The organism is Oceanobacillus sp. HCA-5259, assembly GCF_037892815.1.
Lineage (GTDB): Bacteria > Bacillota > Bacilli > Bacillales > Amphibacillaceae > Oceanobacillus > Oceanobacillus indicireducens.
In genome coordinates this window covers 238,090-260,919 of the sequence record NZ_JBBKBV010000001.1, presented here as the reverse complement: position 1 = coordinate 260,919, position 22,830 = coordinate 238,090, and the positions used below count along the sequence as shown (strand labels likewise).

General features: G+C 42.4%; 20 protein-coding genes. 7 read left to right on the top strand and 13 right to left on the bottom strand.

Annotation, left to right across the window (positions count from 1 at the left end; translation table 11 throughout):
• The first annotated feature begins 9 nt into the window (after window positions 1-9).
• Entirely contained in the window at window positions 10-261 is a 252-nt protein-coding gene (locus WKU33_RS01160; RefSeq protein ID WP_156854181.1) for a hypothetical protein, read from the top strand.
• On the opposite strand, the gene WKU33_RS01155 is transcribed toward WKU33_RS01160, so the two are convergent.
• The 4 genes from WKU33_RS01155 to WKU33_RS01140 form a co-directional block, all read right to left on the bottom strand.
• Window positions 256-624: a DUF423 domain-containing protein gene (locus WKU33_RS01155; RefSeq protein WP_156854179.1), complete on the bottom strand. Its 369-nt coding sequence runs from the start codon at window positions 622-624 to the stop codon at window positions 256-258. The genes WKU33_RS01160 and WKU33_RS01155 overlap by 6 nt on opposite strands.
• Window positions 625-639: 15 nt before the next feature.
• Entirely contained in the window at window positions 640-948 is a 309-nt protein-coding gene (locus tag WKU33_RS01150) for a YwdI family protein (RefSeq protein ID WP_336251721.1), read from the bottom strand.
• A 461-nt stretch (window positions 949-1,409) separates the two neighbouring features.
• The gene (locus WKU33_RS01145) at window positions 1,410-1,712 is read right to left on the bottom strand and encodes a phasin family protein (protein ID WP_156854175.1); all 303 of its coding nucleotides are present in this window, start codon (window positions 1,710-1,712) and stop codon (window positions 1,410-1,412) included.
• A 3-nt stretch (window positions 1,713-1,715) separates the two neighbouring features.
• Window positions 1,716-3,371, bottom strand: a complete 1,656-nt coding sequence (locus tag WKU33_RS01140; protein WP_336251723.1) for an ABC1 kinase family protein — start codon at window positions 3,369-3,371, stop codon at window positions 1,716-1,718.
• A gap of 317 nt (window positions 3,372-3,688) precedes the next feature.
• On the opposite strand from WKU33_RS01140, the gene WKU33_RS01135 reads away from it, so the two are divergent.
• Window positions 3,689-5,035 (top strand): YjiH family protein, encoded by a 1,347-nt coding sequence (locus tag WKU33_RS01135; RefSeq protein ID WP_156854171.1) that lies wholly within the window; start codon window positions 3,689-3,691, stop codon window positions 5,033-5,035.
• Window positions 5,036-5,304: 269 nt separating this feature from the next.
• On the opposite strand, the gene WKU33_RS01130 is transcribed toward WKU33_RS01135, so the two are convergent.
• The 5 genes from WKU33_RS01130 to WKU33_RS01110 form a co-directional block, all read right to left on the bottom strand.
• Window positions 5,305-6,291, bottom strand: a complete 987-nt coding sequence (locus tag WKU33_RS01130; protein WP_340452813.1) for an acyltransferase family protein — start codon at window positions 6,289-6,291, stop codon at window positions 5,305-5,307.
• 193 nt (window positions 6,292-6,484) lie between these two features.
• A complete protein-coding gene (locus WKU33_RS01125) occupies window positions 6,485-7,879 on the bottom strand; it encodes an L-cystine transporter (RefSeq protein WP_156854521.1) in 1,395 nt (464 codons plus the stop codon).
• Window positions 7,880-8,063: 184 nt separating this feature from the next.
• A complete protein-coding gene (locus tag WKU33_RS01120) occupies window positions 8,064-8,504 on the bottom strand; it encodes an OsmC family protein (RefSeq protein ID WP_156854167.1) in 441 nt (146 codons plus the stop codon).
• Window positions 8,505-8,841: 337 nt separating this feature from the next.
• Window positions 8,842-9,633, bottom strand: coding sequence for a TerC family protein (locus WKU33_RS01115; protein WP_340452810.1), 792 nt, complete (start codon window positions 9,631-9,633; stop codon window positions 8,842-8,844).
• Between the two features lie 338 nt (window positions 9,634-9,971).
• A complete protein-coding gene (locus tag WKU33_RS01110) occupies window positions 9,972-11,711 on the bottom strand; it encodes a phospho-sugar mutase (protein ID WP_340452808.1) in 1,740 nt (579 codons plus the stop codon).
• Between the two features lie 171 nt (window positions 11,712-11,882).
• Between WKU33_RS01110 and WKU33_RS01105 the strand changes: the two genes are divergently transcribed.
• The 3 genes from WKU33_RS01105 (at window position 11,883) to recQ (ending at window position 15,711) form a co-directional block, all read left to right on the top strand.
• Window positions 11,883-12,986 carry an AI-2E family transporter gene (locus tag WKU33_RS01105; RefSeq protein ID WP_445321668.1) on the top strand — a complete coding sequence of 368 codons (1,104 nt, stop codon included), beginning with the start codon at window positions 11,883-11,885 and terminating at the stop codon, window positions 12,984-12,986.
• A 321-nt stretch (window positions 12,987-13,307) separates the two neighbouring features.
• Window positions 13,308-13,496 carry an SE1832 family protein gene (locus WKU33_RS01100; protein ID WP_340452804.1) on the top strand — a complete coding sequence of 63 codons (189 nt, stop codon included), beginning with the start codon at window positions 13,308-13,310 and terminating at the stop codon, window positions 13,494-13,496.
• Between the two features lie 70 nt (window positions 13,497-13,566).
• Window positions 13,567-15,711, top strand: a complete 2,145-nt coding sequence (gene recQ / locus WKU33_RS01095) for a DNA helicase RecQ (RefSeq protein WP_340452803.1) — start codon at window positions 13,567-13,569, stop codon at window positions 15,709-15,711.
• Window positions 15,712-15,746: 35 nt separating this feature from the next.
• Here the strand turns inward: recQ and WKU33_RS01090 are convergent, their stop codons facing one another.
• The gene (locus tag WKU33_RS01090) at window positions 15,747-16,991 is read right to left on the bottom strand and encodes an aminopeptidase (RefSeq protein ID WP_340452801.1); all 1,245 of its coding nucleotides are present in this window, start codon (window positions 16,989-16,991) and stop codon (window positions 15,747-15,749) included.
• 212 nt (window positions 16,992-17,203) lie between these two features.
• Here WKU33_RS01090 and WKU33_RS01085 point away from each other — a divergent pair, with 212 nt between their 5' ends.
• Complete coding sequence (locus WKU33_RS01085; protein ID WP_156854155.1) at window positions 17,204-17,548, top strand: winged helix-turn-helix transcriptional regulator; 345 nt, start codon at window positions 17,204-17,206, stop codon at window positions 17,546-17,548.
• A 387-nt stretch (window positions 17,549-17,935) separates the two neighbouring features.
• Here the strand turns inward: WKU33_RS01085 and WKU33_RS01080 are convergent, their stop codons facing one another.
• From WKU33_RS01080 to megL, 3 genes are all read right to left on the bottom strand, one after another.
• Complete coding sequence (locus tag WKU33_RS01080) at window positions 17,936-18,457, bottom strand: acyl-CoA thioesterase (protein WP_336251728.1); 522 nt, start codon at window positions 18,455-18,457, stop codon at window positions 17,936-17,938.
• A gap of 21 nt (window positions 18,458-18,478) precedes the next feature.
• Window positions 18,479-19,915: a cardiolipin synthase gene (cls, locus tag WKU33_RS01075; protein WP_156854151.1), complete on the bottom strand. Its 1,437-nt coding sequence runs from the start codon at window positions 19,913-19,915 to the stop codon at window positions 18,479-18,481.
• A 296-nt stretch (window positions 19,916-20,211) separates the two neighbouring features.
• Entirely contained in the window at window positions 20,212-21,396 is a 1,185-nt protein-coding gene (gene megL / locus WKU33_RS01070; RefSeq protein WP_340452799.1) for a methionine gamma-lyase, read from the bottom strand.
• A 267-nt stretch (window positions 21,397-21,663) separates the two neighbouring features.
• Between megL and rarD the strand changes: the two genes are divergently transcribed.
• Window positions 21,664-22,569, top strand: coding sequence for an EamA family transporter RarD (gene rarD / locus WKU33_RS01065; protein WP_156854147.1), 906 nt, complete (start codon window positions 21,664-21,666; stop codon window positions 22,567-22,569).
• Window positions 22,570-22,830: the final 261 nt, after the last annotated feature.

Sequence of the window (22,830 nt, the reverse complement as noted above, 5' to 3'; positions counted from 1 at the left end):
GTGAAACCCGTGAAACAGACATATGAAAAAGTTATACAGATTGAGCTCCTAACGTTAGGCCTGTCCGTTGTGCTTGGTTTCATCGCCCTTTTCCAAAGTTCTATCTTCCTTGTCATTTTTTCCTTTTATCTGCTTAGCATTAGCTTAATTTGTGACGCATACAGCCATCAGTACACTTCGTCCCGCATGCTTCAAGGGAAGAAGCAACTCATTCGCGCGGTTGTCATCCTCCTGCTCGCAAGCTCACTCTTCTTTTTATAAATGTTTCAGAACCGCTGTTCCAAGCAGGACCCAACCAACAAGGAAGGAAACCCCGCCAAATGGAGTAATCATCGCAAGTGTCCGAACGCCTGTCGTGGAATATAAGTACAAGCTTCCAGAAAACAGTACGATTCCAAGAACAAACATCCAGCCTGCCCACGTAATACTTGCCGCCTGGACTTTCAACATTAAGATTCCCGTTGCTAGAATCGCTGACGTATGGAACATTTGATAATTAACGGCTTTTTCCCATGTCTCCAATTGCTTTTCCGTAAGTCTACCTTCAAGGCCGTGCGCACCAAAGGCTCCTAAAGCAACGGCCAGAAATCCGTTAATGACACCAACTAGTAACAATGCTTTCATTTTTTCTTATCTCCTTTAAAAGTCAAAAATTGAATCACCATTTGCTCCATCATGATCAATCGTAGCAGGTGCGTTCTGATTCTCTATTACAGTACTCTTCTTCTCCCCAAGCATTGCCTTAATTTCTTGTTCGGAAAACGTATTTTGTGATTGGGATGCTTGGACCTCCCGAACCGGCTCGCCTGCTTCTTCAAGAAATAGTTCAGAGAGCAATTTAATATTATTTATATGCTGAAGGAAATCTTGACCATCCTGTTCCTTAGCTATCGCAGTGTTAAGTTCCTTCATCATTTTAGTTAAGACTGTTCGATTCTCCATGCTCATCCTGTCACTCCTTTAAGTGTTCTGCAGTTCCTTCCATTATAGCACGAGTTGTGCGCTGGATGAACTTGAGAGATAAACAAAGGAGCTGAGCGGACGTGGCTATCGCTAGCAATTCCAGTCATCCCTAGCATCTTTAATTTTTAATTTCCGACACACAAAAAAGCCTCAGCTTACCGCTAAGACTCCTGCTCGGATTTATGAGGTCTGCTTGCTGCCCCTAATTGCTGCTCCTCTAGATACCGATTGTAAAGCCATGACAAAAATTCCAGTTCTCTTTGCTCTAGCGCTCTCCCTAGGACTATTTCCGTGTTTAAGCAAAACTGATTGTATTCTTCCAAAGCTTTACTTCCCCCTTTGAAAGGTCGATTGTTTGGGTCAATTATAAAGTACATTATAGCCTTTTTCAAGAACTTTACAGAAAAAAAAGAACCGGCTGATGATTCAACCAGTTCTCGTTAAGTTTATTCTTGACTCTCCAGTTTTGACTCCAGTTCTGTGATTCGTGCGTGCAAGGCGGCAATGTCCTCTTTTGTAGCAAGACCTAAGTCCTCAGCAGCTCTGCGTTTCTGGTCGTCTTGTTTCTGTGACCATTCTTCCGTTTTTTGTTCTCCTTTTTCAATGAAGTCATTCATCATTTGTTTCGCTTGCTCTTGGGAGATCTCATTTTTAGAAACGAGTTCGTCTAGCTTACTTTCCAGCTTTTCTTTACTTGCAATTGCAGCACCAAGTCCTAGTAAGAAGCCTTTCTTTAAGTAATCTGTCATCAATTACACCCCCTTTTTATTTTGCTTGCGTATCATTCTACGATGGAATAGTAATAGGATATTCAATAAAACAAAAAAAATTACGGCAATGGTCCAACCTGTATAGCGAATAGCAGCTTCATCGATCGCATAGCTGTACACGCTGATTAATGTTCCTACTACTACCATAATAAAGGAAAAAACCTCTAACAGTAAATAGTATTGATGCTTCATTTTTATCTGATTCTTTTCTTTATCCCAGACCCGGTCCCGTTCTCCGCTTTCTAAGAAATTAAGTAGAGCCCGCGGGTAAGACAACAACGGATCAGTCGCACGCCTCACATACTGCTTGGTAACAGATTCGACGATACTCTTCGTGCCGAACCAGTCCTTAATCTCATCTTTCCCCCATTTCACGATATCAATCTCCGGATTAATGGTATATAATATCCCAACGACGATCGATATCGCTCGGAGCAGATAAGCATAATCGGCAGGAAGCTGGATTGGCTGTTCTTTTACAATCTCGCTTATCTCGTCGAATACTTGATTTATCGCCTGTCTATCTAAATTTTTTAATGAAACATCGGAATACATTTCAACGGCATCAATCAACACTTCTTTAATTTTCTTCTTATTCGCGTTCGGGAGGAGGAAATTCATTTTATCCAATGCATCAATGACAATTTCATAATTATCGATAATAAATCCTTGGATGAGCAGTTTAAAATTTTCAGTATCCTGTTTCTTAATCTCTCCAATCATTCCGAAATCAATGATCGCAACGGTACCGTCCTCACGCAGCAGGATGTTTCCCGCATGGGGATCCGCATGAAATTTACCAGGATTCAGGAATTGATCGATGTAAAAATCGAAAAGATTCTTGGATATCTGTTCCCGGTTCAGGTGATGTTCCGCGAAGAATGCAGTATCCGTAATTTTTTCCCCGTGGATCCATTCCATCAAAAGGATACGTTTCGTACATTGTTCTTCATAAAAGTATGGAATATGAATATTCTCCATATCACCATAGCGTCTTTTAAAATACTTTCCGAATTCAAGCTCCTGCCCGTAGTCAAGTTCACGTTCCATGACGGTGACCAGTTCATGATACAGTGCTGTTAAATCAGCTTTCTTCCCAAAGTTTGTAAACACTTTAAGAATCCAGAACACCATCCGCAGTGCGACAAAATCTTTATGGAATACTTCTTCAATCCGGTGGCGCCTTACTTTGATTGCAACTTCTTGGTCATTTTTTAAAATACCGTAATAGACTTCACCAATCGATGCCGAGGCGACTGATTGTTTCTTAATATACTTCACATGTTCATATATGTTCTCTCCCCAGTCTTCCCGGAGAATCTTTTCCGCATATTCAAAAGGCATTGACGGCACATGGTCGACAAGGCCGGTTAACTCTTGGATGAAAACATCGGGAAGAAAGTCGGTTCTTGTACTTAAAAATTGTCCCACTTTAATGAGTACGCCGCCGAGGTTTTCTGCTTTCTCCCGGTACTTCTTCCCGAGCTCTTCAAGCAGTTTGTTCCATTTCTTATTCGTCTGCTCATCCCATACGGAATGAAGGAGCAGGAATAGATATATTCTCGTTATAAATGAAATCGTAAGGGTGATAATTACTAAATAGCGATAAAGGAAATTATATTTGAGCAGCTTCCGCAAATGAACCACCTCTGTTCCTATCTTCCCTACTTTCACCTTATCTTAATTATCCGATTTACACAAACCTAAACTGAAACTTTAATCAATGGAGGTCTTGCTTCATTTCCCACTGATTGTTAGTTGAATGAATCAGGGTTTTAGCGTCCGTTATCTCCCTCCAAAACTTCCTTGACATGACCTAAAGTTTTTGTGGTAGGAGTTTTACGAACGGTTACATCGGGGCAGAAGTTAGAATTCACTGAAATTTTATTCAGCTATTGCATGTTTTATCAGCCGGATGTATAATTATGCAGTACGTTAATTTGGAGGATGAAAAAATGTTAAAAGGATACACATGGAAGAACTATTTATTATTCATTATCCCTTCCCTGATCGGGATTCTTTTATTTATTACCCCGATTTCAACTAGTGACGGGACGACGATTCCAATTGCATTACTTGCGGGATTTATCGAGGATGCACTTGCACCTTATCTATCACTAATTATGTTGCTGATCATCTTGATTACTGCAATCTGTACAATAATCGGCTTTGTATCGCAAGGTAAAGTTTATGCACGAACACCTTTCTTCAAGCAATTATTTACTACTTCATTATTCTGGACGATTACCCGGACGATTGCTGCCGTGTTTGCGATCATGGTCTATTTCAAACTGGGACATGAGGCATTTTATAGCCCGGACACCGGTGGAACATTACTTAATGGTTTATTGCATACGTTATTCGCGGTTTTCTTGTTTGCCGGATTATTTTTGCCATTATTGACGAACTTTGGCTTACTTGAGTTCTTCGGTTCATTGATGACGAAAATTATGCGTCCTGTATTTAAACTTCCGGGACGGTCTTCGATTGACGCACTCGCTTCATGGGTTGGAGATGGGACAATCGGAGTACTACTAACAAGCAAGCAATATGAAGACGGATTTTATACGAAGCGGGAAGCGACGGTAATCGGGACAACGTTTTCCATCGTGTCGATTACATTTTCTTTAGTTGTATTATCCGAAGTCGGACTGGAGCATATGTTTGTTCCTTATTACATCACAATTGTGATTGCCGGCGTTGTTGCTGCACTGATCATGCCGCGAATTCCACCGCTTTCACGAAAAAAGGATAGCTATATCGACGGAAGTAACGATGTTCTTGATGAAACCATTCCTGAAGGATATAACGTGTTGAGTTACGGTCTGAAAAATGCGCTGGAACGTGCAAAGAAAGAAACGAATGCGTCTAAATTCTTTAAAGAGGGCTTCCAAAACATTTTAGATATGTGGATGGGGGTTGCTCCTGTTGTGATGGCATTCGGTCTGATTGCACTTATCATCGCCGAATATACACCATTCTTCAGTTGGATCGGAACACCGTTTATCCCGCTCTTAGAACTTATGCAAGTACCAAATGCTGTGGAAGCATCCGAAACGATTCTAATCGGTTTTGCGGATATGTTCTTACCGGCAATTATCGGTTCCGGTATTGAGTCAGAAATGACACGTTTCATCATTGCCGCTTTATCCGTGACCCAGTTGATCTACCTATCCGAAGTCGGAGGATTATTACTAGGTTCCAAAATTCCAGTTTCCTTCATCGACCTAGTCGTCATCTTCTTATTACGGACGATCATCACACTCCCAATCATCACACTAATCGCACACCTCTTGTTTTAGAAATCGGGACAGAGAGTCAGAGCAGTTGTCCCTCCTTTTGAGCGGGACATGGGGTCAGAGCAGTTGTCCCAGTGAGCTAAGTGAACGGGAGACTCTCATCCCTTCACTTCCGGGATTAAAAAATGAAGAAAGCAGTGGACCATCACCCGGTTCACTGCTTTCTTCATTTTTTGTAAAGATTATAGGAATCCCGTATCGGGACAGTGCCTCTGACCCCGCTGTCCCAGATCTCGAATTGGGACAGTGTCTCTGACCCACTGTCCCAGATCTTAATTTAGTTTTTCTCTTAGGAGGGTGGTGCGGCCTTCAATTAGTGGTTGGAAGATGCCGAGTACTGGTTTCCATGCTAAGAGATAGACGATTCCTGCTGAGATGGCGGCAAGGCCAATGAGGTCGAGTGGACTGTCGACAGAAAATAATCCCGCTTCACGGAAGTATTGGATAAAGAATCCGTGTAATAAATAGACGTAGATTGTCCGGGCTCCAAGATGGGTAACCCCTTTTATCCGTTGTTGCGGAATCCAGGCAAGGACGCTTATAACCATCAATGCCGACCCCGCATAGACGAGCAGACGAACAATTCCTCCATAGTTCTCCACCCCTAAATCACCATACGATTTCGAAGCGAGCAACCAACCGGTATTAATTTCCGGTAAATAATAGATTAAGAAGGCGAACACCGCCATAATGACAATTCCCGCTATTTTGACAGTTCTCTTTTTCACAAGCATGAATTGCTCTTCCGTGAGCCAGTAGCCAATTAGGAAAAATGGGAAAAAGACAAATGTCCGCGACAAACTTAATGTATGGCCAATCTCGCCAAAGTAACCGACCACAATCCCAATCAGTAAAGCGATGCTAATGCCTAGCATTGGTTTTAGCTTCTTAAATTGTTCGAGTAATATGTGCCAGCAAAATAGGCTTATTAGGAACCAGAGCGACCATTGCGGGTAAAATAAGCTCGCCTGCCAGTCCGCTTTACCAATAAGGTAATAATAGCCAGTGTACAACATCTGGAAAATAAGGTATGGCAGAAGTAATTTATTTACGAGTTTCCAAATATATTTGCTATCCCCTGCCCCCCTTGCAAAGAAACCGGAGATTAAAATAAAGGCAGGCATATGGAAAATATAGACCCATGTATATAATGTGTTCATACCAAGTGAATCCGTTGCGAACGGTTGAATCAAATGACCAAATACAACGAGGAAGATCAATATCGTTCTAGCATTATCAAAATACGCATTTCTTTCCATTGTTCTTCATCCTTTTTGTTCATGATTATTTTATTCGTCACTAAAACCATTGTACCCGCTACAGCCCCAAATAGCTGGAATGATGCGGCGTTTTCATTGTTTTGTTAGCCTCATGTAAACTAGATGACAAAATGTAATATTTTTGAAATCAAAAAAAACCATCCCTATGGAGAGACGGTTTTTTCGCGTAAACTTATACGATTGCTTCATCAGCAACGGAATCTTTATCATTAAATTTGTCTGAATCATGTGTGCCGAGAATACGGGATGTAAGTGTGCCGGCAACCATACTTCCATTCACGTTCAAAGCAGTACGCCCCATGTCGATTAATGCTTCAACAGATATCAATAAACCTGCCAGACCGACTGGAAGACCCATGGAAGAAAGGACGATAATTGCTGCAAATGTAGCTCCACCACCTACACCCGCTACACCAAATGAACTAATTGCTGTGATGATAACAAGCGGGATTAGAAAGTCAAATGCCAATGGATTGATTCCTGCGGTTGGAGCGATCATAACGGCAAGCATAACCGGATAAATACCAGCACAACCGTTTTGTCCCATTGTCGCACCGAATGAGGCAGATATATTCGCTGTTCCGTCATCTACTCCAAGTCCGTTCTTCTGTGCTTGAATATTGATTGGAATCGCTCCGGCACTTGAACGGGATGTAAATGCAAATGCAAGGGCAGGGAAAGCTTTTTTCACGTAAATGAATGGGTTCAAACCACTGATTGACACTAGGACCAAATGGATGATAAACATGACAATTAACGCTACATAAGAAGCAAGAACGAATTTACCGAGTTCAAGCACTCCCGCATAGTTCGTTGTCGCAACCATATTTGTCATTAGCGCGAGTACTCCGTATGGTGTTAGACGAAGAATCAATGTAACGATCCGCATGACAACCGCATAAATCGCATTTACACCTTTAACAAAGAGCTCTGCCTGTTCCGGCTGTTTCCTTCTGACACCTAAAACGGCGACACCTGTAATAAATGAAAAGACAACGACACCAATAACAGATGTCGGACGCTCTCCAGTCATATCAAGGAAAATATTGTTTGGAATAAAGTTTAAAATTCGTTGAGGCGTTGTCTGCTCTTCCATATCCGAATAGCGCTCTTCAAGTGCTAACGCTCGGTCACTCTCCGCTTGACCCGATTCAATCTGGTCGGCAGAAAGATCAAAAATAAGTGCAGAGCTAATTCCGACAACAGCTGCAATCATCGTCGTACCAATTAAGATACCGATAACCCAGCCAGCCATTTTCCCAAGTTGTTTCGTTTTCTCCAAGTTGATGATTGCCCGAATAATGGAAACCATTACGAGTGGTACGACAATAAGCATCAGGAGACGGACATATCCGCTTCCTACAATATCGTACCAGTCAAGCGTCCCGGTTAACACATCCGACTCCGCTCCGTAAATAATCTGCAGGACGGCACCAAGAACAATCCCCAGACCCATTGCAGTAAAGACACGCTTCGCAAAGGATACATGTTTTTTCTGCATTGTATACAGCAAGCCAATAATTGCTAATAAGACAATAATATTTATAACTATAAAGACGATATCCATCATTTCCCTCCTAAATTATTATTCCCATAGAATTAGTCTGATATAGACTATACTATGAATTAATCCGATGTGCAAGAAATGAGTTTATCAGGAAAATTTACATGTTTATTAGCTTTTCTTTAAGAGATTAAAGCTTTCTGTAAATAAAAGAAATGATTCCACAATCCGAGGTGGAATCATTTCTTCATCTTAGATTAGCCTTAAGTTCGATTTCAACATTTCCTTTAATTGCACGGGAAATCATACAGCTCGTTTCTGCTTTTTTGACTAACTTTTTCAATTTCGCATGTTCTTCATCCGTTGCGGAAGCTTTTAAGACTACGGTCGGCTTATGGATTATTTTTTTATACGTAAACACACCATTTGTCACGTCGACAATTGCTTCAGCATCGTGGGACATTTCCTCCAGTGGCAAATTCGCCCGTTCGATCATCGCCGCTAGTGTGATGACATAACAGGTCGCAGCTGCTCCAAGCAGCATTTCATCCGGATTCGTACCAATACCCGGACCATCCATTTCTTTAGGGATTGAAATCTCTGTTTTTAAATTCCCAGCATCAATCCGACCGCTACTATTTCTTCCACCCGGCCATTCCGCCTTCAAATAAAAATTATGTTCCGCCATGTAATCACCTCTTAGCCCGATTGTAGCATAATTTTTGCTATTTACTTAACAGGAAGCAAAAAAACAAAGGCGCAAGTGCCCTTACAGGCTAGGTACGCGATTCGTTACGCGGGCGCCTGGGACTGTGATTACTCGTCCCACCGAAGAGCGTTTGTACTAGCACGTCCAGTAGTCGCAGCAACGTACAAACTGTGCCTTACAGGACGGTAGATAGTTCGATGTTGTCCCATACGTGAGCGTACTTAATCAAACTTACCCTTTTATAGTTGCTTAAAAGAAAAAAACCAAGGAAAAATCCACCTCGGTCGTTTTTCTTCATAGCTCATCTATCTAGCATTTATTGAATGTCTTCTGTATCCGTTGTCGTCTTTTTCGATGAGAACCAACCGATGACTGCGATTAGGACGAGCACGATGTAAAACGTTAGCTTCCAGCCCGTTGTATGCGGGAATCCTTGTGGAATAAGCGCAATATCTTTATGGGCTAGGACAAGAACAGCAAGCTTCACCCCGACCCAACCGACAATGAGAAATGCCGCTACCTCGAGACCTGGTCGTTTAGCAAGTAAACCAACGAAAATATTCGCTGCAAAACGCATAATGATTAGTCCGATCATCCCGCCGGCAAAAATAACTGCAAACTGTCCAGCGTCAAGACTTCCAATATGACCGAGTCCAGTAGGCGGCAGGGCTACTGCAAGTGCAACAGCTGCCAATATGGAGTCGATAGCAAAAGCAAGATCGGCGAATTCAACTTTAAATACTGTAAACCAAAATTCTTTCGGTGTTGCTTCCTTGAGGGGTTCTCTATCCCTTGGAATGCTCGCTTCCTCTGGACTTTTCGGTTTGAAACGGTCGTATAAGTTTTTAGCTGCAATTCCAAGTAAGTATATCGCGCCTAGCGCTTGTATCCACCAAAATTCTACGAGGTAAGAAATGACTAATAAAGAACCGAAACGAAGGACAAAGGCACCTGCCAGTCCATAAAACAGAGCTCTTTTTCGTTGTTTTTCCGGTAAATGCCTTACCATAATCGCTAATACGAGCGCATTGTCTGCAGCAAGCAGCCCTTCCAGACCGATTAAAACGATCAATACCCATAAATATTCTAAAATCAAATCTGCACCCATTGGTACACACTCCTTCTCCTGCTTCCCTCAGCGTGGTTTTAGGCACAAAAAAATGGCCTTTATAGATAAAGGCCACAGAAAAAGACCTTTACCTGCGATGGGTAAAGGTCTCGCTAACAACAATTGTTGCCAATCAAGCCGGAGATAGGTATCTCGTAATGACGACTTAAATTGTACAGCTACTCCCCTTTAGGAATCATTAGGAATATTAAACACTATTCTAGTTAAAATGTCAATCTTTACCCCATACAGGGAAAACATATGCGATTTATGAAAACTTTTTCTATTCTACTGTTCCCCAAATCAAAATAAGTATACGTAAATAGGAAAGTTTTCTGCTATTTTTTGATGATTTCTGCAAGAATTTCATCTAGTGCAATTTGTATCGTTTCTAACTTTTTCGTGCTTGCTTCTTCGCTCTTGTCCCGGACACCGTAGTAGTATTTCAATTTGGGTTCGGTTCCTGACGGGCGGAAACAAACCCAGGCGTCTTCTTCAAGAATGAATTTCATCATGTTTTCTTGCGGCAAGTTAATCGTTTCAGTCGTGCCGGTTGCTATCTCCGTACGTTCACTCGTAAGGTAATTCTCGACTTTTTCCACACAGATTCCAGCAACTTCTTCCATTGGCCGTTGACGGATCTCTTCCATAATTTTAGCTATTTGTTCCGAGCCTTCTTTTCCTTCGAGTGTTAAGGAATTGAGCCCTTCGAGGTAATAGCCGTGTTTCTCATATAGAGAATGAAGGGCATCTAAAACAGACTTCCCTTGGCTTTTCCAGTAATGAGCCATTTCCGCAGTTAACATCGCTGCTTGAACAGCATCTTTATCACGGGTAAATCCACTTGCAAGGTAACCGTAACTTTCCTCGTAACCAAACATGAATGTTTCACCAGTTGAATCAAAACCTGCAATTTTCTCTGCGATATATTTAAAGCCAGTGAGTGTTTCAATCGTCTCTACTCCATAGGAGTCAGCAATCGCTCGGCCTAGTTCTGTCGTGACGACTGTTTTAATCATCCGGGCATTCCGGTAAACGTTCAGATTGCTATGGGATAAAATATAATCGAGCAATAAAGAACCGAGCTGGTTTCCAGTAAGGACGACATATTCACCTGCCTTATTTTTAACAGCCGCTCCAAGCCGGTCGGCATCCGGGTCTGTCGCAAGTAAGATATCGGCATTCTCCTTTTCCCCGTACTGTATCGCCAGCTTAAATGCCTGATGTTCTTCCGGGTTCGGTGATTCAACGGTCGAGAATTCTGGATCTGCGACTGCTTGTTCCTCCACAATCGTGACATTTGGGAAATTCAGTTGTTTAAATCCGCGCGCAACCAAGTCTGTCCCTGTTCCGTGAAGCGGCGTGTAAATGATTTTCAGATCCTTTTCTCGTTCAAGTTCTTCCTCGTCCATCTTCGTCATTCCAAAAAGATTTTCCAGGTAAGAGCGGTCTACTTCTTCACCTAGCCAGTAAAGTAGCAATTCATCTTCTAATTCCTTCTTGTCACGGACCGGTACTTGCAGTTCATCCCCTGTCGCTTGAATTGCTGCTGTAATTTGCTCCGCTTCTTCCAGTAAAATTTGGCCGCCTTGTTCGTTGTAGACTTTAAGCCCATTGTATTGTGGCGGGTTATGACTTGCCGTAATCATAATACCTGCTGCTGCGTTCAAGTAACGAACCGCATAGGAAAGGACAGGGGTTGGCCGGATCGATGTAAAGACAGACGCGCGGATCCCATATGCCCCTAATACTTTTGCCGCTTCAACAGCAAATTCCTGGGACATGTAACGTGAATCGTAAGCGATGGCAACACCACGTTGTTTTGCATTCACAACATGCTCCAATAAGTAATTTGCAAGACCATTGACTGCTTTTCTTACAGTATATATATTCATCCGGTTCGTGCCGGGTCCGAGCACGCCGCGGATACCTCCTGTTCCGAACGTCAACTCTTGGTAAAAAGCATCTTCCGTTTCTTTAGGATCGTTTTTCAAATCCTTTAATTCGGCTTGGAGGTTACTATCTAAGTTCTCGAAAGCAAGCCATTTTTCAAAGGTTTGTTCCCAGTTTTTCGCCATTTCGCTCCCCCTAAATATGTATATATATCAAAATATTAACACAGCAGATTCTTTTATTCTATGAATCATGAATAAAATCATGAGTTTTTGTTAATAATACTATTATATAGTATAAATTTAAAAGCACAAAAGCAGGGACAATGAGAATAATAGATTAGTGGGTTCGGGGGTATGGTTTTGGTGAGGAATAAACGTTTTTTTGAAGTGATTGTTGGTCTGATTTTGATTTTCTTATTGATTTGGCTAGTTTCAATTAATGACTTTATATTTATGCCTTTGTTTAAATTGGTTGGCGCGGTAGCATTTCCGATTATCGGAGCAGGGATTCTTTATTATCTGACGAAGCCGTTGATGCACTTTTTTGAACGTTTTAGAATCCATCGTATTGTCGCGATTCTTATGGTATTCGTCATTATTTTGCTCGCCGCCTTTCTCTTTGTCATTTATATTTGGCCAATTGTCCGTGATCAGACGGCGAATCTAATAAAAGGAATCCCGGCGATGGTTAAAGTTGCTGAAGACTTCATCAGTTACTGGGAAACGAATTATACGATCATACCAGATCAAATACTGCAGGCAGTTGATGATTTCGCCGACAAGATTCCTTCTCGCATTGACGATATTATCAATCATTTATTTTCCTTCGTTGGTGGATTGATCGGTCAAGTTATCAGTATTGTAGCAGGGATTGTGCTGATTCCATTTTTCCTTTTCTTTATGTTAAAGGATGGGGAAAAATTATTGCCGTTTATTATGAAATTTTTCAAGCCGAAGAAGGCTTATAATATCCGAAGTTTGTTGCTAAAAATCAATCAAGTCTTAACGGCATTCATCCAGGGACAGTTGATTGTAAGCTTTTTTGTCGGAGTGCTTCTCTTGATCGGGTATTCGATTATCGGTTTGGACTATGCACTAGCACTTGCTTTGTTCGGAATGTTAACGAATGTGATTCCTTATCTTGGACCCTTTCTCGCTGTAACGCCGGCGATTATTGTTGGGACGTTTCAAGATCCATGGAACATTGTTTGGGTATCGATCATTATGATTGTTGCCCAGCAGATTGAAAGTACACTGATTTCACCAAATGTAATGGGGCAAGTGTTGCATCTCCATCCACTTACAATTATTACAGTCATCCTTGCAGCAGGAAGTATCGCCGGCTTTCTCGGCATCCTATTCGCCGTCCCCTTCTATGCCGTCATCCGAACGATCATTATTCATTTTTACGAAACATATGTGGATTCTAAGAAAAATAGAGAAGACGCGTTGTTTTGATCAGTGTGTCTAATTCCGGGAAATACTCTGCGCTTGTACTTTCTCCTGCAGTTCGCAGTCCAGACTAAATTAGAATGAAAATCGAACAATCCACTTCATTAGCTCCGGGAATATAGGGAGACTCCAACAGGCTGAGAGGCATCGATGAGACCCCACAGCGGGCTTGCCTGCGGGGAGGCTCATCAGTCGCCCGCGGAAAGCGCAGTATATTCCCGGAGCGGGGCTAACCCTCTAATTATGGTTTAGCTTTTTCCCTAGGAATCTATCCGAAATCACATTACAATAGATACAAAGGCTTTGGGAAAGGGGACTTTTTAGAAGATGAATAAAGAGCAGCTTTTGGGTAAATTGGATGAACTGAAGTCGGATTACGTCCGGATTCAAGGTGATATGGATAAATTGGAATATGTAAAAGGCAGAGTATCCTCAGCAGAAGGCCAACTCGTACGCCTCGAAGGAGAAATTGCCGAAGTACGCAAACAACTAGAAGAACTCGAGAAAGAAGAGTAAACTTGCAATTTTACTCTTCTTTTTATGTAAAAATATGATACGATTATTTTCATAGAAAGGAGTGTTGGACATGCTCGTCAAAGAAAAAAACATACTGCAAACCTACTTCGGTTATGAAGCATTCCGCCCTGGGCAAGAAGAAGCAATCTCCCATATACTCGAACGAAAAAATACGCTTGCTGTCATGCCTACAGGTGGAGGTAAATCCCTAATCTATCAAATCCCCGGATTATCCATGGAAGGTACTGCAATCATCATCTCCCCTTTAATTTCACTGATGAAAGATCAGGTGGATGGACTTGTATCCCTTGGAATTGCCGCAACCTATATCAATAGCTCCCTGTCTGCCGCTGAACAGGATATGCGGATGCGGGAAATTGCGGCAGGCAGATATAAGTTTGTCTATGTCGCTCCAGAACGTTTTGAGTCCTATCGTTTCACCGAACTGATGCAAGAGATTCATATTTCGCTCGTCGCTTTTGATGAGGCGCATTGTATTTCCCAATGGGGGCATGATTTCAGACCGAGTTACCGCTCGATTGTCCCGCGCCTAAAAGAGTTTGGCAATATTCCTGTCTTTGTCGCGCTTACTGCAACGGCGACAGAGGAAGTTGTTGAAGATATTCAGTCCCTACTAAGCATTCAAAACGAACAGACCGTAAACACCGGCTTTGCTAGGGAAAACCTCTCCTTTCATGTCGTTAAAGGGAAAGATAAGCAGACGTATATTCGCAGCTTCCTTACCGAACATAAAAATGAGCCGGGAATTATTTACACGGCAACTCGAAAACAGGCGGACAATCTGCAAACGCAGCTAAGTCAGCGTGGTTTTTCTGTGGCGAAATATCATGCCGGGCTTACGGAACTCGAGCGGCAGGAGGCTCAATCCGCTTTCCTCCATGATGAAGTGACGGTTATAATTGCGACGAACGCATTTGGTATGGGAATCGATAAATCAAACGTTCGTTTTGTAATTCACTATGCGATGCCGATGAATATTGAATCCTATTACCAGGAAGCAGGAAGAGCCGGCCGTGATGGAGAAGCGAGTGACTGTATTCTTTTATTTTCACCACAGGATGTGCAAGTTCAGAAGTTTTTAATTGAACAATCCATGATGGAAGAAGATGCGAAACAAAATGAATATCGCAAGCTCCAAGCAATGATTAATTACTGTCATACCCACGGATGTCTCGCGAACTTCATCTTGGAATATTTTGATGATGCCACTCCATATGCAAGCTGCGAACGTTGCAGCAATTGCACGGAACTTCAGGAGAAAACTGATATTACGGAAGAGGCGCAAATGATTCTTTCGTGTGTCAAGCGAATGAATGAACGGTTCGGTGTCAGTATGACAGCCAAGGTGCTGAAAGGGTCAAGGGATAAAAAGATTATTCAATTTGATCTAACACGCCTTACAACATACGGGCTGCTTTCTCGGTATACCGAAAAGGAAATTACTGAAATGATTCACTTTTTAATTGCGGAAAATCTGCTGGCAATTGAAGAAGGACGTTATCCAACGATCCGCTTGAATCAGAATTCTGTCGACGTCTTGAAGGGTGAACGACCGGTAGAAATGTATACTGCGCCAATTCCGACAACAGGAGATTCTGATTTCCATGTTGGATTGTTCACCGAACTGCGAGCACTTCGGAAGGATATAGCGGATGAGAAGAATCTGCCGCCGTATATTCTCTTTTCCGACGCTACCTTAAAAGAACTAAGCCGATATTTCCCGCAAACGAAAGAAGAGATGCTGCAAATCAAGGGAATTGGTGAGGTTAAGTTTGAACAATACGGGGAAAGCTTCCTTGCCCTCCTACAAGACTGGCGTGCACGTAATCCAGATGTGGAAGAAAAAGTGCTTATTTCTGCCGACGCACCGGTTGTCCGGAAAAAGGATACAGATGACGAAGGGCCAAGTCATCTCGTTAGCTACAATCTTTTCCAATCCGGCAAAACAATTAAAGAAATAGCTGCAATTCGCGGATTTAAGGATCAAACGATTGAGAATCATTTATTTAAAGCATATAAAGATGGATTTACCCTTGCTTGGAATATCTTTTTTAATGAGGAAGAAGAAGCGGAAGTACTGAAGGCAAAAGAAGGAATTGAGGAAGAACGGTTAAAACCGCTGAAAGAAGCCTTACCTGAAAGCTATACGTATTTGAAAATTAAAGCTGTGTTAGTGAAAAATGGCATGATGTAGTGGGACAAGGGCTCTGACCCCAATGTCCCACTTTTTTATTCCCCTTTTACATTCAGTGCCCATGTACCTTTACGGAAGACAGGTTCGGTTGTGCCGTCTTGTTTGACGCCGTCGATATCAAGCTTGTCGGAACCGATCATGAAGTCGACGTGGATGAGGCTATCATTAACACCGTGTTTGTCCAATTCCTCATCACTCATTTCAGAGCCGCCTTTTAAGTTGGTCGGATAAGCTTTACCCAACGCAATGTGGCAAGAGGCGTTTTCGTCAAAAAGCGTGTTATAGAAAATGAGTCCAGATTGAGATACCGGGGATTCATCTGGGACGAGCGCAATTTCACCGAGACGACGAGCTCCTTCATCGGAATTGAGTAAGTGCTTGAGTACCTCTTCTCCCTCTTCCGCTTTGAAATCGACTACTTTACCATCTTTGAAAGTCAGCTGGAAGTTGTCGATTAAGCTTCCGCCGTAGTTCAATGGTTTCGTGCTTGAAACCGTACCGTTTACACCATATTTATGCGGCAAGGAGAAGACTTCTTCTGTCGGGATGTTCGGATTGAACGTAACACCGGTTTCCGCAACCGCCGAACCACCCTTCCAAATATGCCCTTCTGGTAATTCGAGATCGAGCTCTGTACCTGGTGCTTTTAAGATTAACTTTTTATAATTCTTGTTATTTAGAACTTCACGAGCCTTTTTCAATGTTGCATTATGCTTATCCCATGCGGCAAGCGGATCGGCTTGGTCAACACGGACGATTTTCAAGATGGCTTCCCATAAACTTTCTACCGCATCCTCTGGAGATTTATCAGGGAAAATCTTTTGGGCCCAGTCTTTAGATGGAATGGATATAATTGACCAAGGAATCTTGTCATTCATCGTATATTTGCGGAAATTAACCATTGCTTCAGCTGCTGCTTTATTTGCTGCGGCTACACGAGATGGATCAATATCTTTTAATAAATCCGGGTTTGTCGAACGGATATGAAGGATGGCTGCCCCATCTTCTGCAAATTCATCATGCAATTTAACGCGCCATTCCGGGAATGAAGCAATGACCTCGTCCGGTGCATACTGGTATTTCAAGAGCGTTAACTCATCATCCACCCAGTTGATATGGACATCTTTCGCCCCGATTTCGTATGCCCTCCTTGCCACAATCTTTGTAAAATCTGCACCCTCGAGTGGAGCATTGATCATGAGTGCCTGCCCCTTCTGTAAGTTGACGCCAGTTTTTAAAGCGAGTTCAGCATATTTTTCTTGCAATTCGATACTTGCCATTTTATGACCTCCAATTGGTTCAAATTGTATACATTCTATTATTTCATAAATTGAAGAATTCACCAACTTTTTTGTAGACAAAATCATTGGACCTGCCTTATCCCTTATTGCGAACGAAGCTATTTTATGGTAAACTTAATATTAAGTTACTTTTTGTAATTACTGTAATCCCTTTTCTTAAGGCTTGACATTGGATTAGTGAGGTGATCAATATGGAGGAAATCTTATGTCCACGTTTTGAAAAGGCGATGGGGTTATTAAGTACCCGCTGGGTAGGCTTAATCTTATTTGAGTTGCTGAAAGGGACAAAACGTTTCTCAGAGATGGAAGCTAATTTACCTATTAGTGGCAGATTGCTCTCCGATCGCTTGAAGATGCTCGAAAAAGAAGGTATTGTCGAGCGGAAAATATATTCTGAGTTCCCTGTCCGGATTGAATATTCGCTTTCTGAAAAAGGCCGTGCGCTCGAGCCGGTCATCCGCGAAATTCAGGCTTGGGCGGAGGAGCATGTTACGAAAGAAGAGGTAGAGACGGAGAAAGAGGACAAGGTAAAATAAATAGACAGATGTGCGCCTGATTTCATTACCTTGGGCACATTTTGAGGGCTTAGCGGATTTACTTCCCTAAGCCCTATTTTATATTCACCCAATTTCGCAGCCTGAAAGAGTGGATTACTTTCATTTGGCGTAAGTACAGCTTTCATCTGGGGGTCTGTAATTCCGATACCTCTCGCTTTTTGCGGGCTTTCTTCTAATTTAATTCATTTTCCTAACCCCGTGTTTTGCAACGTTTTTAAAAGGAGGCAATAGTTGTAAAACCATGCCTCCTTTTAAGTTGTAGCGTATGAGTTTGTTTTTTAACATAGGGACACCTCATTTTTGCTATGAGGTTGTTGTGTAGCCGCTCTAAATAGAAAATGATTAAGAGCTGCTGGGTCCTCTCTTCTACTTGTTTCTGTCCCAAATATATTCGGAGCCAATTTTTTGAGCGAAAGTTTTCGATTTATTCCGGCGTTCTCTGCGTTGTTCGGCACGTTCGGGTGCAGACTCGTGCAGCGTCTTCTCATAATCGGTCTCCGGGTAAACTGGCGGGACTGGGGTTGGTCTGCCGTATTCATCAATCGCTACAAAGGTAAGAAAAGCGGTGTTACATACTTCCTTTTCCTCCGTTACGAGATTCTCCGTAATAACCCGGACAAAAACTTCCATCGATGTATTCCGTGTCCACGTAACGAATGATTCGATTAAAATCGCGTCCCCTGCCCGTACAGGGGTTAAGAAGTCAACCGAGTCAATCGACGCCGTAACGACAGGATTTCGGCAATGCTTTACAGCCGAAATTGCCGCTAAGTCGTCAATATGCGCTAAAAGCCTTCCACCGAATAATGTATTATGGACGTTTGTATCCGGCGGGTGAACGTGAGTTGTTTTAATTGCTAATGAGTTGGAACAAGGTTTTGCTTTCATGGTGTCCTCCTTGATGTTCTCTTATAGAACTGGTGATAATAAGCGTGATATCGATTCTTTCAATTTGATTCCAAGCGAGCGTTTCTCATACAGTTTCTTCGTCATTTGTGTGGAGCGGCGAATGTCGTCATGGAATGCTTCGACGAGCTCTTCGGTAATTTCCTTATCATAGATTAAGGCACTCACTTCAAAATTCAGGCGAAAACTGCGTACATCAATATTCGCCGTTCCAACCGTTGATATTTTTCCGTCGACGATTAGTGTCTTCGCATGCATGAAACCGTTCTGGTAAATATAAATTTCTCCGCCTGCTTCGAGCAAGTCCCCACTGTAGGATAAAGTTGCCCAGTAGACAAATGGATGATCCGGTTTATTCGGGATCATGACCTTTACATCCACACCAGATAATGCTGCAAGTCTTAGCGCATCCCGCAAGCTTTCATCCGGAATGAAGTAAGGCGTCTGAATATAAATATATTCCTTTGCCTCGAGAATCATCTTTATATACGCATTCTTTATCTGTTCTAAATCCTGATCCGGACCGCTCGAGACGATTTGCATGCCGGCGTCTCCTGCTTTTTCCGATTGATAATAGTGGTCTTCATAATGGATATTACTTTTAGCTGCTTGGTTCCAGTCAAGGATAAACCGCGTCTGCATCCCTTCGACGGCAGAACCCTTTACACGCAGATGGGTATCGCGCCAGTAACCAAATTTTTTATCTTTACCAAGATACTCATCACCGATATTGAATCCCCCGATATAGCCGATTTTCCCATCAATGATTGCGAGTTTTCGGTGGTTACGGTAATTTATTTTAAAATTGACGAGTTTTGCTGGGAAAAAAGCTTCGACTTGAACACCGGCATCGCGAAGTCGCTTCACATATTTTTTACTTAAACGGCGTGAGCCCATTGCATCATAAAGGAAACGGACGGTGACACCTTCATTGGCCTTCTTGATCATGACATCGGCTAGTTTCATGCCGAGCTCGTCATTGCGAACAATATAATAAATTAAATGGATATGTTCTTTCGCCCGCCGCATGTCTTGCATCAAGCGTTCAAACTTCTCCTCTCCGTCGAGAAGTATATCAACCGCGTTGTTCTGAGATAAAAGGGAAGAATCTGTTCGTAAATTTAAATAAACCAGGCTCGCATATTTTTTCATATCTGCGTCGCTATATTCGAGTTCATCATTTTCAATATCACGAAGCTGAGACTGAACCGCCGCCTTTAATCCGAGTTTACTCTTCGTGTCCCAGACAAAAATCCGTCCATTACTGATTGGCTTTCCAAAGATTAAATAAAGAATAAATCCAGCAACTGGGATAAATAAAAGGACCATAAGCCAAGCCCAGGTGGACGAAGCGTTTTTCCGCTCCAGAAAGATAATCGACAACCCGAGAATGATATTAACTAATATTGTAATGTTCAACAAAATTGCAACTAAACTCATCCAACCAGCCCTCTTCATCAATCAAATCAACTAATATACTATAATATAGCACAACTCCCCCACCACTTCGAGCGGGACATTGGGGTCAGAGCATTTGTCCCGGTGTGGTGGGACATCGGGGTCAGAGCTTTTGTCCCGGTTTCTGTTAGAAAGTGGGGCAAAGCATTTACCTCAATTAATATACCCTACGAAGACAGCTTGAACACAAAAAACATCCTACCCCAAATCGGAATAAGATGCTTCTTTCCATTTATACGTATTAACAGTCTGTAATACCCCACAGAATGAGTTTCACTTTATACATGCTCTAGCGCTTGTTCCAAGTCATCCCAAATATCTTCCCAAGCTTCAAGCCCGATCGAGAGCCGGATCAATTGATCGGTAATGCCCATCTTTAAACGAGACGCTTCCGGCACGACTGCATGTGTCATTGTTGCTGGATGTTCAATCAATGTCTCCGCATCCCCGAGACTCACTGCAATTTTAATAAAATTCAAGCGGTTCATAAAGTGCTGGGCATCTTGTTTACTTCCTTTTATTTCAAAAGAAATCATTCCGCCACTCTTACGCATCTGCTTTGCTGCAATTTTTCCGTCACTTGATTCCGTATCGCCCGGAAAATATATCGAAGCAACTTTTGGATGCCCTTTTAACTTTTCAAAAATATTAGCTGCATTTTCACAGTGGCGGTCCATTCGAATGGGCAATGTTTTCAAGCCGCGGAGCAGCAACCACGCATCAAATGGTGACATTATTCCGCCAATGTCCTTACGTGCGGTGATTGCCAAATCATCAATAAAATCTGCTTTACCGACGACAAGACCAGCAATGACATCACCATGGCCTCCAATATATTTCGTAGCACTATGAAGAACGACGTCACAGCCTAAATCAAGCGGGCGCTGTAAATAAGGTGTAGAGAACGTATTGTCCACGACGACTGGAATACTATATTCTTTCGCAACTTTTGTTACAAGTTCCAAATCAATAAGCTTCATTGTGGGATTGATCGGTGTTTCAACATAAATCAATGCGGTTTCTGGTTTTATTTTAGCGTGGATTGCATCTTCTGAGTCAAGCAGGGAGAAGTCTGACGTGATATTGTATTTTTCCTTCATCAGTGTTAATAATCCGTACGTGCAGCCGTAAAGCCCAGCAGAGCATAGAACATGATCATTTGCCTTCGTTAAGTATAATAAAACCGCCGAAACAGCCGCCATACCTGAAGCAAAAGCAAGACCTTTCTCTCCATTTTCAAGCCTGGCAATCCGCTCCTCAAGGACACGAACGGTCGGATTTCTTAAACGCGAATAGACAAATCCCTCCTCTTCCCCGCTAAATCGTCTTTCGCCTTGTTCTGCCGTGTCAAAAACATAAGTGGATGTTTGAAATAGTGGAATGGACAGACTTCCGAGCATTTCCTTCTCATCATAACCCTCATGAATCACTGCAGTTTCAAACCTTTGATATTTCTTTGTCATATGCTTCCTCCCCTTTACTTCTCATTTCAAAATGAAGCAATATCTCTATAACTAGCATACAAGAAAAAACACTATTATGAAAGCGTTTTCCGAGGGAGTTGGGACACTTGGGGTCAGAGCATTTGTCCCAATGGGACAGCTACACTGACCCCAATGTCCCACCTACCAGCGGGACAAATGCACTGACCCCCCGTCCCGATTCTTGCGTAATTAGTCTTAATATTGTTTTTATACTTACAGAGGGGTTAGGATGGGGGATTGGTGACGATGGAATCGAGGGAAATGAAGTTAGGTACGTTATATACGTTTAGTGCATATTTGCTTTGGGGTTTCTTAACAATGTACTGGAAACTTCTCGATCATGTGAATCCAATGGAAACGCTCGCCCATCGAATTGTCTGGTCATTCATTTTCATGATTGCTTTACTGCTTACAATCAAACAATTCCGTTCGTTTCTCCATACGTGCCGAAATTTATTACGAAATCCAAAGGACCTACTAGCTATTGCAGCTGCTTCAATTCTTATCTCGACGAATTGGTTCTTATTCATTTGGGCAGTCGCGAATGGTTACGTCCTCCAAGCAAGCCTAGGCTATTATATTAATCCATTAATGAGCATTTTCTTAGGTATTGTCGTTTTAAGGGAACAAGTAACGATGCGACAAGGATTTGCCTTTCTTCTGTGTGCCATAAGTGTCCTTTATCTGAGCGTATCAAGCGGTGTCTTTCCCTGGGTCTCACTCGCCCTTGCAACAAGCTTTGCAATCTATGGGCTTCTAAAAAAGAAAATCAACATTAGCTCCACCCATGGCCTAACGATTGAAACGATGCTAGTTACACCAATTGCAGCGGGCTACCTTTTCCTGCTACCACGTCAAGCTTTCACTCTGTCCTCTGCTATATCCGGGACAAATCTTTTACTTATTGGCGCAGGGATCGCCACAGCAATTCCACTTTTATTATTTGCTAATGGAGCAAAAGCAATTCCGCTATCTATGGTAGGGATTTTACAATTCATTACACCGACGATCATGCTCTTCCTAGGAGTATTCGTCTATCATGAAGCTTTTTCAATAGAAAAATTTATCGCCTTTTTATTTATCTGGTTTGCATTAATTCTCTATTTAAGCTCGGTATATCATCACCCAGCGAAAAGACAGGCAAATACATAAGAATGGGGTCAGAGCACTTGTCCCAGTGGGACAGATACACTGACCCCAATGTTCCAGCGCCTGCGGGACAATTGCTCTGACCCCCATGTCCCAGACCAGCGGGACAAACGCTCTGACCCCATGTCCCGGTAACCCCATGTCCCGGTATCAATCTTTTTTAAAAAACCAACTAAAGGGGTTGACATTAGTCTGGATTAAACGTTATAATCATCTGTAAATTTATAAAAGATTTTTAAGTAGCGCAATTAACGCGCTTCTAGC

Excerpts from the sequence above, each read along its gene's own strand:
- WKU33_RS01155 (WP_156854179.1), bottom strand. The coding sequence starts at position 624 with ATGAAAGCATTGTTACTAGTTGGTGTCATTAACGGATTTCTGGCCGTT.
- WKU33_RS01150 (WP_336251721.1), bottom strand. The coding sequence starts at position 948 with ATGAGCATGGAGAATCGAACAGTCTTAACTAAAATGATGAAGGAACTT.
- WKU33_RS01145 (WP_156854175.1), bottom strand. The coding sequence starts at position 1,712 with ATGACAGATTACTTAAAGAAAGGCTTCTTACTAGGACTTGGTGCTGCA.
- WKU33_RS01135 (WP_156854171.1), top strand. The coding sequence starts at position 3,689 with ATGTTAAAAGGATACACATGGAAGAACTATTTATTATTCATTATCCCT.
- WKU33_RS01130 (WP_340452813.1), bottom strand. The coding sequence starts at position 6,291 with ATGGAAAGAAATGCGTATTTTGATAATGCTAGAACGATATTGATCTTC.
- WKU33_RS01125 (WP_156854521.1), bottom strand. The coding sequence starts at position 7,879 with ATGGATATCGTCTTTATAGTTATAAATATTATTGTCTTATTAGCAATT.
- WKU33_RS01120 (WP_156854167.1), bottom strand. The coding sequence starts at position 8,504 with ATGGCGGAACATAATTTTTATTTGAAGGCGGAATGGCCGGGTGGAAGA.
- WKU33_RS01115 (WP_340452810.1), bottom strand. The coding sequence starts at position 9,633 with ATGGGTGCAGATTTGATTTTAGAATATTTATGGGTATTGATCGTTTTA.
- WKU33_RS01110 (WP_340452808.1), bottom strand. The coding sequence starts at position 11,711 with ATGGCGAAAAACTGGGAACAAACCTTTGAAAAATGGCTTGCTTTCGAG.
- WKU33_RS01105 (WP_445321668.1), top strand. The coding sequence starts at position 11,883 with ATGGTTTTGGTGAGGAATAAACGTTTTTTTGAAGTGATTGTTGGTCTG.
- WKU33_RS01100 (WP_340452804.1), top strand. The coding sequence starts at position 13,308 with ATGAATAAAGAGCAGCTTTTGGGTAAATTGGATGAACTGAAGTCGGAT.
- recQ (WP_340452803.1), top strand. The coding sequence starts at position 13,567 with ATGCTCGTCAAAGAAAAAAACATACTGCAAACCTACTTCGGTTATGAA.
- WKU33_RS01090 (WP_340452801.1), bottom strand. The coding sequence starts at position 16,991 with ATGGCAAGTATCGAATTGCAAGAAAAATATGCTGAACTCGCTTTAAAA.
- WKU33_RS01085 (WP_156854155.1), top strand. The coding sequence starts at position 17,204 with ATGGAGGAAATCTTATGTCCACGTTTTGAAAAGGCGATGGGGTTATTA.
- WKU33_RS01080 (WP_336251728.1), bottom strand. The coding sequence starts at position 18,457 with ATGAAAGCAAAACCTTGTTCCAACTCATTAGCAATTAAAACAACTCAC.
- cls (WP_156854151.1), bottom strand. The coding sequence starts at position 19,915 with ATGAGTTTAGTTGCAATTTTGTTGAACATTACAATATTAGTTAATATC.
- megL (WP_340452799.1), bottom strand. The coding sequence starts at position 21,396 with ATGACAAAGAAATATCAAAGGTTTGAAACTGCAGTGATTCATGAGGGT.
- rarD (WP_156854147.1), top strand. The coding sequence starts at position 21,664 with ATGGAATCGAGGGAAATGAAGTTAGGTACGTTATATACGTTTAGTGCA.